The following is a 14,275-nucleotide window of genomic DNA, read 5'->3' on the forward strand; positions in this document are numbered from 1 at the left end:
GTGGTCCGGCCTTCCTCGGGCCGTGCCCCGGCTCAGGCCACCGACCCGATGCGTCCCGCCGGCCGGGAGGTCGCGTCGTGGTGGATCGGGGTGTGCGCGCCGGTGAGCGGGACGCCGCTGCCGCCGCGGCGAGCGGCGACGATCTCCGCGGCGATCGACAGGGCCGTCTCCTGAGGCGTACGGGCGCCGAGGTCCAGGCCGATGGGTGACCTCAGCCGCGCCAACTCCAGCTCGGTGACGCCGGCTTCGCGCAGCCGGTCGTTGCGCTCCAGGTGGGTGCGGCGGGAGCCCATGGCGCCGACGTACGCGACCGGCAGGCGCAGCGCCCGCGTCAGCAGGGGTACGTCGAACTTGGCGTCGTGGGTGAGGACGCACAGGACCGTGCGGGCGTCGACGTCCGTGCGCTCCAGGTACCGGTGGGGCCACTCGACGACGATCTCGTCGGCTTCCGGGAAGCGCGCCCGCGTCGCGAACACGGGCCGCGCGTCGCACACGGTGACGTGGTGGCCGAGGAACTTGCCGGCCCGGACCAGGGCCGACGCGAAGTCGATCGCGCCGAAGACGATCATCCGGGGCGGGGGGACGGAGGACTCGACGAGAACCGTGAGCGGTGCTCCGCAGCGAGAGCCCTGCTCTGAGATCTCCAGGGTGCCGGTGCGCCCGGCGTCCAGGAAGGCGCCCGCCTCGGCCGCGACCGTCCGGTCCAGTTCGGGGTGGGCGCCGAAGCCGCCGTCGTACGAGCCGTCGCGGCGGACCAGCAGGGCCCGGCCCGTCAGCTCCGGCGGGCCGGGCACGATCCGCGCCACCGCCGTCGCCTCCCCTCGCGCGGCGGCGGCGAGCGCGGACGCGACCACCGGGCGGGCGGGGTCCGGCGCCCGCACCGGCGTGACGAGGATGTCGACGACCCCGCCGCAGGTCAGGCCGACGGCGAAGGCGTCCTCGTCGCTGTAGCCGAAGCGTTCCAGGACGGTGTCGCCGTCCTGCAGCGCCTGCCGGCACAGCTCGTACACGGCGCCCTCCACGCAGCCGCCGGAGACCGAGCCGACCGCCGTGCCGTCGGCGTCCACCGCGAGCGCGGCGCCGGGCGGGCGGGGCGCGCTGCCGCTGACGGCCACCACGGTGGCCACGGCGAAGTCACGGCCCTGCCCGGCCCACCGGTTCAGTTCCTCGGCGATGTCCAGCATGTCTCTCGGTCTCCTGACAGGGGTTGCGGGCAGGGCTTCTCGCCGGGCCAGGGCAACGGGCGCTAGTGCACGCCCAGCCAGCTCTCGATCGGGTTGAGGGCGAAGTAGATCAGGAACACCGCCGTCAGGATCCACATGAAGGCGCCGATCTCCCGCGCCTTGCCCTGGGCGGTCTTGATGGCGGTGTACGAGATGACGCCCGCGGCGACACCGGTGGTGATGGTGTACGTGAACGGCATCAGGACGACCGTGAGGAACACCGGGATCGCGGTGGCGCGGTCGGCCCAGTCGACGTGCCGGGCGTTCATCAGCATCATCGCGCCGATGACGACCAGCGCGGCGGACGCGACCTCCTGCGGGACGATCGCGGTGAGCGGGGTGAAGAACAGGCAGGCCGCGAAGAACAGGCCGGTGACGACGGAGGCGAGGCCCGTGCGGGCGCCCTCGCCGACGCCGGTCGCCGACTCGATGAACACGGTCTGACCGGAGCCGCCCGACACACCGCCGATCGCGCCGCCCGCGCCGTCGATGAACAGCGCCTTGGACAGGCCCGGCATCCGGCCCTTGTCGTCGGCCAGTTTGGCCTCGGTGCCGACGCCGATGATGGTCGCCATCGCGTCGAAGAACCCGGCGAGCACCAGAGTGAAGACGATCATGCCGACGGTCATCGCGCCGACCTGGCTCCAGCCGCCGAACTCCACGTCGCCGAAGAGCGAGAAGTCGGGCATGGAGACCGCGCTGCCGTGCAGTTCGGGCGCGCCGGCCGCCCACTGCTTGGGGTCGATGACCCCGGCGGCGTTCAGGATCCAGGCGACGAGCGTGCCGCTGATGATGCCGACGAGGATGGCGCCGGGGATGTTCCGGGCCTGGAGCATGAAGATCAGGAGCAGGGTGCCGGCGAAGAGGAGGACCGGCCAGCCGGCCAGTTCGCCCGCGGGGCCGAGGGTGACCGGGGTGGCCTCGCCCTGGTGCACGAAGCCGGACTTGTAGAAGCCGATGAGGGCGATGAACAGGCCGATGCCCATCGTGATGCCGTGCTTGAGCGCGAGCGGGATCGCTTTCATGATCATCTCGCGCAGGCCGGTGACGACCAGCAGCATGATGACCACGCCGTACATCACGCACATGCCCATCGCCTGCGGCCAGGTCATCTGCGGGGCGACCTGCGAGGAGATGACTCCGGAGACGGAGAGTCCGGCGGCGAGGGCGAGCGGCACCTTGCCGACGAACCCCATCAGCAACGTGGTGACGGCCGCCGCGAACGCGGTCGCGGTGATCAGGGCCTGCTGGCCCAGGGTGTTCCCCGCGGCGTCCTTGCCGGACAGGACCACGGGGTTGAGCAGGAGGATGTACGCCATCGCCATGAAGGTGGTGACGCCGCCGCGCACTTCACGGCCGAGCGTGGATCCTCGTCGGGATATGTGGAAATACCGGTCGAGCCAGGACCGTCCGGCCGGGACGCGGGTGCCTTCGCCCGCGTCTTCGGCTGTGGTCCTGGGCTCCACTGACTGCTGGGTCATGGTGCCGTCTCCCAAGTTTCACAGGGGGTTGGGATGTGCACGACCCGGGGGACGGCCCGAGACGAACATAGGGGGCCCGGGGGACGAAGTCCCCCAGGGGAACTCACATGCCCGTGAGGTGTTCCGGGCGTACCGGCGTCCTGTTCAGCTCCAGGCCCGTCGCGTTGCGGATCGCCGCGAGGACGGCCGGGGTCGAGGACAGGGTCGGTGCCTCGCCGACGCCGCGCAGGCCGTACGGGGCGTGCTCGTCGGCGAGTTCGAGGACGTCGACCGGGATGGTCGGGGTGTCGAGGATGGTGGGGATCAGGTAGTCCGTGAAGGACGGGTTGCGTACCTTGGCCGTCTTGGGGTCGACGACGATCTCCTCCATCACCGCGACGCCCAGGCCCTGTGTCGTGCCGCCCTGGATCTGGCCGAGCACGGACAGCGGGTTGAGCGCCTTACCGACGTCCTGCGCGCAGGCCAGCTCGATCACCTTCACCAGGCCGAGCTCGGTGTCGACCTCGACGACGGCGCGGTGCGCGGCGAAGGAGTACTGCACGTGCCCGTTGCCCTGGCCGGTGCGCAGGTCGAAGGGCTCGGTCGGCCGGTGCCGCCACTGCGCCTCGACCTCCACGGCCTCGTCGCCGAGCACGTCCACCAGGCCGGCCAGCACCTCGCCGCCGTCGGTGACGACCTTGCCGCCCTCCAGCAGCAGCTCGGCCGTCGCCCACGCCGGGTGGTAGGAGCCGAACCTGCGGCGCCCGATCTCCAGCACCTTCTCGCGGACGATCTCGCAGGCGTTCTTCACGGCGCCGCCGGTGACGTACGTCTGCCGCGAGGCGGACGTCGAACCGGCGCTGCCCACCTGTGTGTCCGCCGGGCGGATCGTCACCTGCGTGACGCCCAGCTCGGTGCGGGCGATCTGCGCGTGGACGGTGACGCCGCCCTGGCCGACCTCCGCCATCGCCGTGTGCACGGTCGCGACGGGCTCCCCGCCCACGACCTCCATGCGCACGCGCGCGGTCGAGTAGTCGTCGAAGCCCTCGGAGAAACCCACGTTCTTGATGCCGACCGCGTAGCCGACGCCGCGTACGACGCCCTCGCCGTGCGTGGTGTTGGACAGCCCGCCGGGCAGCTGCCGTACGTCGGCGCCCTCGCTGCTCTCCCACTGGCGCTCCGGCGGCATCGGCATCGCCTTGACGCGGCGCAGGAGTTCGGCGACCGGCGCCGGGGAGTCGACGGCCTGCCCGGTCGGCATCAGGGTGCCCTGCGACATGGCGTTGAGCTGCCGGAACTCCACCCGGTCCAGGCCCAGCCGGTCGGCGACCTTGTCCATTTGCGCCTCGTAGGCGAAGCATGCCTGCACCGCGCCGAAGCCGCGCATCGCGCCGCACGGCGGGTTGTTGGTGTAGAGGGCGAGCGCCTCGATGTCGACGTGCTCGACCTCGTACGGGCCGACGCCGAGCGAGGCGGCGTTGCCGACGACCGCCGGTGAGGCGGAGGCGTACGCGCCGCCGTCCAGCACGATCCGGCACGTGACGTGGGTCAGCCTGCCGTCGCTGGTGGCCCCGTGCTCGTAGTACAGCTTGGCCGGGTGGCGGTGGACGTGCCCGAAGAAGGACTCGAATCGGTTGTAGACGATTTTGACGGGCTTGCTGGTGCGCAGCGCCAGCAGGCAGGCGTGGATCTGCATCGACAGGTCCTCGCGCCCGCCGAACGCGCCGCCGACGCCGGCCAGCGTCATGCGCACCTTGTCCTCGGGCAGGCCGAGCACGGGCGCGATCTGGCGCAGGTCGCTGTGCAGCCACTGGGTGGCGATGTAGAGGTGCACGCCGCCGTCCTCGTCCGGCACGGCGAGTCCCGACTCGGGGCCGAGGAATGCCTGGTCCTGCATGCCGAAGGTGTACTCGCCCTCGACGATCACGTCGGCACGCTCGCGGGCGGCGGCGGCGTCCCCGCGCACGATCGGCTGGCGGTGGACGATGTTCGGGTGCGGGACATGGCCGGCGTGGTGGTCCTCGCGGCCCTCGTGGACCAGGACCGCGTCCGGCGCGGTCGCGGACGCCTCGTCCGTGACGACCGGCAGCTCCCGGTACTCCACCCTGATCTTCGCGGCGGCGCGGCGGGCGGTCTCCGGGTGGTCGGCGGCGACGAGGGCGACGGGCTCGCCGTGGTGGCGGACCTTGCCGTGCGCGAGGACGGGGGTGTCCTGGATCTCCAGGCCATAGTTCTTCACGTCGGTGGGCAGGTCGTCGTACGTCATGACGGCGTGGACGCCCGGCGTCGTGAGGGCTTCGCTCGTGTCGATGGACACGATGTCGGCGTGGGCGACGGTCGAGCGGAGGATCTGGCCCCACAGCATGTCCTCGTGCCACATGTCGGACGAGTACGCGAACTCGCCGGTGACCTTGAGGGTGCCGTCCGGGCGGAGCGTGGACTCGCCGATGCCGCCCCTGGTCCGGGAGCTCTGCGTGATCTTCGTAGGAGCGCCGTTGGTGGGCATGCTCAGACCTCCTCTCCCTGCCGGGCGGCCGCGAGGCGGACCGCGTCCATGATCTTCTCGTAGCCGGTGCAGCGGCACAGGTTGCCCGACAGGGCCTCGCGGATGTCGGCGTCGGTCGGGTTCGGGTTGTGCTCCAGCATCTCGTCGGCGGCGACGAGCAGGCCCGGCGTGCAGAAGCCGCACTGGACGGCGCCGGCGTCGATGAACGCCTGCTGGACCGGAGAGAGCGCTGCGCGCGGGGATGCGCCGGTGCCCTCGCCGGTCTGGGAGTCGGACGACTCGGCCTCGTCGGGAGACGAACCGCAGGCCCGCTGCCTGGCGTAGTCGGCCAGGCCCTCCACAGTGACGACCTCGCGGCCCTCCACCTGTCCCGCCGCCACCAGGCACGAACACACGGGCACCCCGTCCAACCGCACCGTGCACGACCCGCACTCGCCCTGCTCACAGGCGTTCTTCGAACCCGGCAGGCCGAGCCGCTCCCGCAACACGTACAGCAGGGACTCGCCCTCCCACACGTCGTCGGCCTCCTGCGGACGTCCGTTGACCGTGAAGTTGACGCGCATTACGCCGCTCCCTCCGTGATGCCGCGGGTGCCGCGGTACGACTCCCAGGTCCAGGTCAGCGTGCGGCGGGCCATGACGCCGACCGCGTGGCGGCGGTAGCTCGCGGTGCCCCGGACGTCGTCGATCGGGTTGCAGGCGGCCGAGCACAGCTCGGCGAACTGCTTCGCGACCGACGGGGTGATGATCTTTCCGTTGTCCCAGAAGCCGCCATCTTCCAGAGCGGCGTTCAGGAACTCCTCCGCGGCCTTCGCCCGGACGGGCGTGGGCGCCGCCGACCCGATCCCCGTACGGACCGTACGGCTCTGCGGGTGCAGCGCGAGCCCGAAGGCGCACACGGCGATCACCATGGCGTTGCGCGTACCCACCTTGGAGAACTGCTGTGGGCCGTCGGCCTTCTTGAGGTGGACGGCGCGAATGAGCTCGTCGGACGCCAGCGCGTTGCGCTTCACGCCGGTGTAGAAGTCGTCGATCGGGATACGGCGTGCACCGCGCACCGACTCGACCTCGACCTCGGCGCCCGCAGCCAGCAGGGCCGGGTGGGCGTCGCCGGCCGGGGATGCGGTGCCGAGGTTGCCGCCGACGCCGCCGCGGTTGCGGATCTGCGGGGAGGCGACCGTGTGCGAGGCGAGGGCGAGACCGGGCAGCTCGACGCGCAGGTTCTCCATGATCCTCGTGTACGGGACGGAGGCGCCGAGCCGCACGGTCTCCTCGCCGGCCTCCCACTCGAAGAGGTCACCGATGCGGTTCAGGTCCATCAGGTACTCGGGCCGGCGGTGGTCGAAGTTGATCTCGACCATCACGTCGGTGCCGCCCGCAATCGGCACAGCGGTGGGGTGCTCGGCCTTCGCGGCGAGCGCCTCCTCCCAGCTGGCGGGGCGAAGGAAGTCCATGACCGGCTCTCTTCTTCGTCTCGTGGGTCGTACAGATTGAGCCAATCCGTATGCGGCGGGCCCGGCTCGTCCTTGTGCTGTTTTACGCGGAGTGGGGCCAGTACACCGCTGCGTCCTCCGACAGGGTCAGTCACGGAAACCATGAAGGAGTTGGCTGGCCAGGGCGGGCATCTTGTAGATTCGTATGAACGGAGGTCCTCAGTAACCTCCTCGTTTTGCCGGTGAAACGCGCGCCACAGCCGCGTGACCTGGAACACAGCCGATCAGGGTCCCCACGCCCGCGATCCCTCACCCTGCACCGTAGATTTCGAGACAGAGAACGGCGGCGACGAGAATGCGGCTGCGCGCACTGCTGGACACCGACGCTCTGGGCCTGAAGCTGCTCGACGGCGAGGACGAGCTGGACCGCACCGTGCGGGGCGTGATGACCACCGACCTGAGGGACCCCAGCCGCTATCTCTCGGGCGGGGAGCTGGTGCTCACGGGGCTGGCCTGGCGCCGGGACGCCAAGGACTCCGAGCCGTTCGTACGGATCCTGGTGCAGGCGGGCGTCGCCGCGCTCGCGGCCGGCGAGGCCGAGCTGGGCGACGTCCCGGACGACCTGGTCGTGGCCTGCGCACGGCATCACCTCCCGCTCTTCGCGGTGCACGAGTCGGTGGCGTTCGCGACGATCACCGAGCACGTCGTACGGCAGGTGAGCGGCGAGCGGGCGGGCGACCTCGCGGCCGTCGTCGACCGGCACCGCCGGATGATGACCTCTGGCCCGGCGGGCGGCGGCCCGGACGTCGTCCTGGACCTGCTCGGCTCGGACCTGGACCTGCGCGCCTGGGTGCTGTCCCCCACCGGCCGCCTCATCGCGGGCCCGAAGGCCGTGGGGGGCCTGCCCGCCGACGTGTGCGCGCGGCTGGCCGCCGAGCACCTGGCGGCCACCCGCACGGGCCGCCGCGGCCCGCACCGCACGTCCGTGGCCTCGACGCCGTACAGCCTCTTCCCGGTCCGCTCCGGCGGGCGGGCCCCGCAGGCCGCGCGGGACGTGCGCGAGACCGTGCTGTCCGACTGGCTGCTGGCGGTGGAGGCGGACGCCGGGGACTGGCCCGGGGAGCGGCTCGACCTGCTGTACGGCGTCACGCAGCTGATCGCGGTCGAGCGGGACCGCCGCGACGCGTCCCGCACGGTCCGCCGCCGCCTGGCGCAGGAGGTCCTGGAACTCGTCCGGACGGGAGCCGCCCCCACCGAGATCGCCGCCCGCCTGCGCGTCGCTGCCCCGGTGCTGCTGCCCGGCCTGGGCGCCGCACCGCACTGGCAGGTGGTGGTGGCCCGGGTCGAGTGGGCAAACGACGCCGTCGAGGCGGGTCCGGCCGCGCAGGCCCTCCTGGAGGAGATCCTCGTCGACCCGGTGTCGACCGGCCCCGAGCCCTCCGACCGCATCGCCGTGGCCCACACCGGCGACGAGGCGATGGCGCTCGTGCCCCTGCCCGCGGTCTCCTCGGAGCACGACGGCTCGGAGACCGGCATACTCGCCGACGCGCTCCTCGACTCGGTCCGCGAGCCGCTGACGGCCGGCCTGAACGACGACGGCCGGGTCACCCTCGGCGTCAGCGCGGCCGTGCACTCGGCGGAGGGCCTGCGCGGCGCGCTGGAGGAGGCCCGGCACGCCCGCCGGGTGGCGGCGGCCCGCCCGGGCCGCGTCTGCGCGGCAGGCCACCAGGAACTGGCCTCGCACGTCCTCCTGCTGCCGTTCGTCCCGGACGACGTACGCCGGGCCTTCACGGCCCGCCTCCTGGACCCCCTGCGCGACTACGACCGCCGCCACCGCGCCGAACTCATCCCCACCCTGGAGGCCTTCCTCGACTGCGACGGCTCCTGGACGCGCTGCGCGAACCGCCTCCACCTGCACGTCAACACGCTGCGCTACCGGGTGGGCCGGATCGAGCAGTTGACGGGCCGCGACCTCTCCCGGCTGGAGGACAAGCTCGATTTCTTCCTGGCACTGCGCATGAGCTGAGGCCCCCAAGAACGAGGCACCGCGTGCCGGTTGATCCCACGACTTTGTGAAATCCTTCACCCACCCCCTTGGCCGGACACGTCCATTGGTGCTGGAATGCGGCCACCACTCAACAGCTCAATGGTGTGCTCGGGGAGGGCAATGTGGCGGATACCGCCATGTCTGGTAACGGAACGACCGCCGGTGACGATCCACTCCAGACCGCGGTATGGCGGCTGCGCTCACGCGCCTGCTGGACCGACGCGGCCGCCCTGCTGACGCCGGTCACCGCGGCGGCGTCGCTGCAGCGTGCGGCGCTGCTGGTGGAGCGGTGCCTGTACACCGAGCAGGGCTGGGAGGACGCCGAGGACGCGCTGCGCACCGCGGAGGCGCTGGCCCACGGCGACGAGGAGCGGGGCGCGGCCGCTTGTGAACGCGGGCAACTTGCGTACGCCGCGACGCTGCACTCCGTGCGCGACCGGGCCGACGAGGCGCGGGCCGCGCTGGGCCGGGCGGCGGCGCTGATCCCTCCGGGGGCACCGGGCAGGGCCCTGCTGGACTTCCGCCGCGGCCTGCTGGCGGAGAACCTGACGCTCTCCCCGCAGGCCGCCCGTGCCGCCTACCGCCGCGCCCACGCCGGCGCCACGGCTCACGCCGACCCTCTCCTGCTGTCCTTCACCTGGCGCCATCTGGCCGGGCTGGCCCTGCGTGACGGCGACGTGGCCGAGGCACGGCACGGCTTCGCCGAGTCCCTCCGCATCCGCGAGGAACTCGGCTACCTGGTCGGCACGGCCCCCGCGCTGGCCTCCCTGGCCGACACGGAACCCGAACCGGAGGCGTCCCGCCTGCGCGAGGAGGCCCGCCGTCTCTTCCGCCTCCTCGGCGGCGTCCCTACCTGGCTCTCCCGCCAGCTGACCCCGCCGCCCGCGGGAGCGGCGACGGCGTAGCGGGGTGGGCCGCGCGGCCGGCGCGGCTCAGCCCGTGGCGCCTGTGAAGTGGTCGGCCACCAGGGAGCGGACCAGGTCCAGGTCGCCGGTGATCAGCGCGTCCAGCAGGGTCGTGTGCTCGTGGGCGTCGGCGAGGAGATCCGCTCGCCCACGGGCCGGGGGCGTCGCGCCGCCCAGGGGCCACTGGGCGCGGCGGTGCAGGTCGTCGGCGACCTGGACCAGCTGCTCGTTGCCGGAGAGGGCCAGCACCGCCCGGTGGAACGCACGGTCGGCCTCGGCGTACGTCGCGGGGCACCCGGAGGAGGCCGCGCGCACCGTGACCTCGGCGAGCGGCCGCAACTCCGCCCACCGCTGCGCCGGCACCGCACGCGCCAGCCGCACCATCACCGGCACCTCGATCAGCGCCCGTACCTCGGCCAGCTCCGCCAGCTCCCGCGCACCTCGCTCCACCACCCGGAACCCACGGTTCGGCACCACCTCGACGGCGCCCTCGAGCGCCAGCTGCTGCATCGCCTCCCGCACGGGCGTCGCCGACACCCCGAACCGCTCCCCGAGCGCCGGCGCCGAGTACACCTCACCCGGCCGCAGGTCACCCGTCACCAGCGCCGTACGCAGGGCGTCGAGGATCTGTCCCCGTACCGAGGACCGCTGCACGACCGGACGCGGCGCGGGCGGCTCGCTGTGCGTGTGCTCGCCGCGCGCGGCGGAATCCCGCTCCGGCGACCGCCGGCCGACATCAGCGGCCCGCGGCTGCGCCGGCACCCGGGCGGACCCCGCGCCGCGCACAGCATCCGCCCCCACTCCGGCGGAGCCCTGCGCGCTGTGCTTCACGGGTCCTCCTCCGGACGTATCGGTACTTGGCGACATTACGGCGACTTGTTACTCACACGTCAAGTACCTTAGGCGCACAAGCCACCAGTTCAAATCCCGGCGATCATGGGCAAAGCCAGGCTTGGCTGCTGCATGCTCCCCCGGACACGGCCACGCCCCGCCCTGCCGTAAGATCATCCGCGGACGGGATTCCCGTGCGGTTACGGGCATTTCACACCTTCCTCGTGTGTCACGGGAAGTTTCCGTGGAACCACCCGTACGGGTAGTCTTATTCGAACTCAACTCCCGCCCCTCAAGCGGCAGTTCGAGCAGAACGCCGTCCTGGGCATCCCCTTGCACTTCCTTGGCGGCCTCTTGCCCCGAAACCCCCTGAGGGCCAGCGGGTTTGGGCCACTATGGCGGGCGTTACACGCCCTATCCCAATGCAAGGGACCCCCAGATGAGACTGACCGACATATCGCTGAACTGGCTGCTTCCGGGCGCCGTCCTGCTCCTGGGCATGCTGGCGGCGGTGGCGGTGCTCGCGCGCGGCAAGAACGCCGCGGGGAAGGACGCGAACGCGGACGACTCGTGGGAGCGCATGGAAGAGCGCCGCAGACGCAAGGAAGCCCTCTACGGCACCGTCTCCTACGTCCTCCTCTTCTGCTGTGCCGCGGTCGCGGCGGCACTCTCCTTCCACGGCCTGGTCGGCTTCGGCGAACAGAACCTCGGCCTGCACGACGGCTGGCAGTACCTGGTCCCGTTCGGCCTGGACGGGGCGGCGATGTTCTGCTCCGTGCTCGCGGTGCGCGAGGCCAGCCACGGTGACGCGGCGCTCGGCTCCCGGATACTCGTGTGGACCTTCGCGTTCGCCGCCGCCTGGTTCAACTGGGTGCACGCACCCCGCGGTACCGGTCACGCCGGCGCCCCGCACTTCTTCGCGGGCATGTCCCTGTCCGCGGCCGTCCTGTTCGACCGCGCGTTGAAGCAGACCCGCCGGGCCGCGCTGCGCGAGCAGGGTCTCGTGCCGCGCCCGCTGCCGCAGATCCGCATCGTGCGCTGGCTGCGGGCCCCGCGTGAGACGTACAAGGCGTGGTCGCTGATGCTCCTGGAGGGCGTGCGCAGCCTCGACGAGGCGGTCGAGGAGGTCCGCGAGGACAAGCGCCACAAGGACGAGGCCCGCAACCGGCGGCGCGAGAAGGAGCGCCTGGAGCGCGCCCAGTTGAAGGCGATCAGCCGCGGCCACCGCGGTTTCGTCGGCCGCGGCGGGGGACGTGAGGTCGAGGTGCAGTCCGTGGAGCGGGCCGACCGGGTCACCGCGGAGCCTGCCATATCCCCGCCGGAGCAGTTGCCCGTACGCTCACGGCCCTCCCTGCAGCCCGTACGCAGCGGCGGAGCCGACCCGCTGACCGTCGACCTCACCGCGGAGGACGAGACCATGGCCCTGCCGCGGCTCGACTCCCTGGAGCGCAAGCTCAAGGACCTTGAGCAGCAGTGGGGTTAGGCAGGCTGGCACGGCCGTACGACCGCCCCGGTCCTCAGGTTGAGGGGGCGTGACCGCACTGGTCACGCCCCCTCCGCGTGCCGTGCCGGGCCCCGTTCAGGCCGCCTCGGCGCCGAGTTCGAACCACACCGACTTGCCCACGCCGTGCGGCCGCACGCCCCACGCGTCCGCGAGGGACTGCACCAGGACCAGGCCCCGGCCGTTCGTGCTCTCGTCGGCGTTCGGCACCCGCAGTCTGGGCCTGCGGGTCACGAAGTCCCGTACCTCCACACGCAGGACGCCGGGCCCGACCGTGGCGGTCAGCACGGCGTCGTCGTCGGTGTGGACGAGTGCGTTGGTGACGAGTTCGCTGGTGAGCAACTCCGCTATCTCCGTCATCTCCGCCCGTCCGGGCCTGCCCCACTGCCGCAGCAGTTCGCGCAGCGCCGTGCGTGCCTCCGGTACCGCCCGCAGGTCCGCCCGCCCGAGTCTGCGCCGGAGCTGCGGCCCCGCCGCCCGGTCCGCGACGCTGTCGGTCCTGTCCTCCACCGTCTTCGTCGAAGAGGCCCCGATCGCCACGGGGCCGCCCCCTCGTACATGCCTCTTCATGTCCCCCGCCCGCGCGCCGATGTCGGTTCCCCTCCTGCTCGAACACGTTCACGGGGATCCATGCCCGTTCGGGCGTTCGGCAGTCATGCCGGATCGTCGACGACCAGGTGTTCGGCCATGCGCGGGGTGCGCGGCGGTGTGCCCTCACGTGCGCCGGGCGTGGGGCGCGCGGCGGCGCGCGGGCCGGTGGCGCCGACGGCGCTCGGTCAGCAGGCGCCCCACCGGCGGTCGCGCCCGCCGTGCCGCCTACACACGCGTGCGGCGTTCTGACCGCCGGGCATCGCCCGGCCCGACGAGGCGGGTCTGCCGATCCGGCCGTAGCCGGCACGACGGCGGGGCGGTGCGGCGGCGGGCGGGTGGATCACGGGGCGGCGAAATTGGCCGAAGTACGACGGTGCCGGGCGCAGAGTACGGGGCGGAGTGGTGCGCACGGATGGCGCGGGGCAGCCGGCGGAGGGCGCCGCCGGTCCAGCGGTCGGCGCAGGGCCGTCCTCCCGACCCCCGTGGCGGGAGGACGGCCCCGCTGTTCACGGTGGCCCGGTCCGTCAGCGGAGCTTGGCGGTGCGGAACTCGCGGTACCGGGAGTACCGGTGGCCGTGGGCGGGCAGCTCATCTCCCAGGCAGAGCCGCAGCTCCTGCGGGACCCCCTCGGTGACCTCGCCCGCGGTCCAGGAGGAGGTCGGGTGCGGCGGGAGTTCGCCGGGTGAGAGGAACGCGGGCGAGCGGGGCGAGGCCGGCGCCGCGCCGTCCGGTGCGGCGAGTGCCGTACCGGACGCGATCGCGGCGAGCGCGGCGAACGCGCCCGGTAAGGTGCGCGTGGGCATGGGTGTACCCCGTGGGTGAGTTGGTGCCGGAAAGACGAGGCCGTGACCGGCGGTGGCCGGATCCGGCGCCGGCCGCTGCGACACCAAGAGCATCAGCGGTCACAGCGGGGCGGACGCAACAGCGGGCGGACGCAACAGCCGGCGCCCGATCCGCCGCGGTGGAACCATCCCAGTCCGTCTGACGTGCAGTTCCGCACCAGCGCCATCGAGGGACTGCCCCGCTACACGTACGACACCGCCGAGCGCCGGTGGGTGCCGTAGGGCCCGCGCGAGCCATACTCCTTGAGACCGAGTCTCAAATTGAGTCGTTGCTGTACTCTTCTCGTATGCCCGACTCCGCCAGCACCTCTGCCCAGCCCCCAGCGAAGCCGCCCGGCTTGCGTGAGCGCATGCGGGCGACGGTTCGGGCGGAAGTGGTCGCGGTGGCGCTCCGGCTCTTCACGGAGCAGGGGTTCGACCGGACGACCGTCGACCAGATCGCCGCCGAGGCGGGGCTGTCGCGCGCCAGCCTGTTCCGGTACTTCGGCACCAAGGAAGACATCGTCCTGGTCGGCCTGGAGGACACGGGCCGCGACATCGCCGAGGCGCTCGCCGCCCGCCCTGACGACGAGCGGCCCTGGGTGGCACTGCGCCGGGCGTTCGACGTCCTGACGCGGAGGAACGAGGGAGCACCCGAGCAGGCACTCAGCTATCTGCGCATGCTCCAGGAGACCCCGTCACTGCGCGCCCGGCACTACGAGAAGCAATTGAACTGGCAGGAACTGCTGGTGCCGGAGATCGCCAGGCGTCTGGAAGCCGGCCCTGACCGGCCGGAGGATCCCAGGCCGAGTGCGCTGGTCACGGCCTCCCTCGCCTGCCTGGACGCGGCCGCGAGGGGGTGGGTGGCCTGCGAGGGCGCCGTTCCCCTCGCTGTGCTGCTCGATCGTGCGATGGGCGCGCTGACGGAGTAACCCGGCCCGCCCAAGGCCGGCGCCTG

Annotated in this window: 12 protein-coding genes; 4 read left to right on the top strand and 8 right to left on the bottom strand. The window is 72.4% G+C overall.

Features of this window, described 5'->3' with window-relative positions; all coding sequences use genetic code 11:
* Positions 1–32: 32 nt before the first annotated feature.
* The 5 genes from H8R17_RS16855 to H8R17_RS16875 all read right to left on the bottom strand — a co-directional run bounded on the left by H8R17_RS16855 (position 33) and on the right by H8R17_RS16875 (position 6,642).
* On the bottom strand, positions 33–1,184 hold the full coding sequence (locus H8R17_RS16855; protein WP_187824015.1) for an XdhC family protein: 1,152 nt from the start codon (positions 1,182–1,184) through the stop codon (positions 33–35).
* A gap of 62 nt (positions 1,185–1,246) precedes the next feature.
* Positions 1,247–2,704, bottom strand: a complete 1,458-nt coding sequence (locus tag H8R17_RS16860; RefSeq protein ID WP_187824016.1) for an NCS2 family permease — start codon at positions 2,702–2,704, stop codon at positions 1,247–1,249.
* Positions 2,705–2,807: 103 nt separating this feature from the next.
* Positions 2,808–5,189: a xanthine dehydrogenase family protein molybdopterin-binding subunit gene (locus tag H8R17_RS16865; protein ID WP_187824017.1), complete on the bottom strand. Its 2,382-nt coding sequence runs from the start codon at positions 5,187–5,189 to the stop codon at positions 2,808–2,810.
* A gap of 2 nt (positions 5,190–5,191) precedes the next feature.
* Positions 5,192–5,752 carry a (2Fe-2S)-binding protein gene (locus H8R17_RS16870; protein WP_187824018.1) on the bottom strand — a complete coding sequence of 187 codons (561 nt, stop codon included), beginning with the start codon at positions 5,750–5,752 and terminating at the stop codon, positions 5,192–5,194.
* Entirely contained in the window at positions 5,752–6,642 is an 891-nt protein-coding gene (locus H8R17_RS16875; RefSeq protein WP_187824019.1) for a xanthine dehydrogenase family protein subunit M, read from the bottom strand. Before H8R17_RS16875 ends, H8R17_RS16870 begins: the two co-directional genes overlap by 1 nt.
* Before the next feature lie 334 nt (positions 6,643–6,976).
* Between H8R17_RS16875 and H8R17_RS16880 the strand changes: the two genes are divergently transcribed.
* A complete protein-coding gene (locus tag H8R17_RS16880) occupies positions 6,977–8,647 on the top strand; it encodes a PucR family transcriptional regulator ligand-binding domain-containing protein (RefSeq protein ID WP_187824020.1) in 1,671 nt (556 codons plus the stop codon).
* A gap of 158 nt (positions 8,648–8,805) precedes the next feature.
* Positions 8,806–9,573 (top strand): hypothetical protein, encoded by a 768-nt coding sequence (locus tag H8R17_RS16885; protein ID WP_187824021.1) that lies wholly within the window; start codon positions 8,806–8,808, stop codon positions 9,571–9,573.
* A 27-nt stretch (positions 9,574–9,600) separates the two neighbouring features.
* Here the strand turns inward: H8R17_RS16885 and H8R17_RS16890 are convergent, their stop codons facing one another.
* Complete coding sequence (locus H8R17_RS16890) at positions 9,601–10,404, bottom strand: GntR family transcriptional regulator (RefSeq protein WP_316959423.1); 804 nt, start codon at positions 10,402–10,404, stop codon at positions 9,601–9,603.
* Positions 10,405–10,843: 439 nt separating this feature from the next.
* Here H8R17_RS16890 and H8R17_RS16895 point away from each other — a divergent pair, with 439 nt between their 5' ends.
* On the top strand, positions 10,844–11,887 hold the full coding sequence (locus H8R17_RS16895) for a DUF2637 domain-containing protein (protein ID WP_187824023.1): 1,044 nt from the start codon (positions 10,844–10,846) through the stop codon (positions 11,885–11,887).
* A gap of 96 nt (positions 11,888–11,983) precedes the next feature.
* Here H8R17_RS16895 and H8R17_RS16900 read toward each other — a convergent pair whose 3' ends face one another.
* Entirely contained in the window at positions 11,984–12,475 is a 492-nt protein-coding gene (locus tag H8R17_RS16900) for an ATP-binding protein (RefSeq protein WP_187824024.1), read from the bottom strand.
* A gap of 545 nt (positions 12,476–13,020) precedes the next feature.
* Positions 13,021–13,299: a hypothetical protein gene (locus H8R17_RS16905; protein ID WP_187824025.1), complete on the bottom strand. Its 279-nt coding sequence runs from the start codon at positions 13,297–13,299 to the stop codon at positions 13,021–13,023.
* Between the two features lie 326 nt (positions 13,300–13,625).
* Here H8R17_RS16905 and H8R17_RS16910 point away from each other — a divergent pair, with 326 nt between their 5' ends.
* Positions 13,626–14,249: a TetR family transcriptional regulator gene (locus H8R17_RS16910; RefSeq protein WP_187824026.1), complete on the top strand. Its 624-nt coding sequence runs from the start codon at positions 13,626–13,628 to the stop codon at positions 14,247–14,249.
* Positions 14,250–14,275: the final 26 nt, after the last annotated feature.

The sequence above is a fragment of the Streptomyces sp. TRM68367 genome (genome assembly GCF_014495685.1).
Lineage (GTDB): Bacteria > Actinomycetota > Actinomycetes > Streptomycetales > Streptomycetaceae > Streptomyces.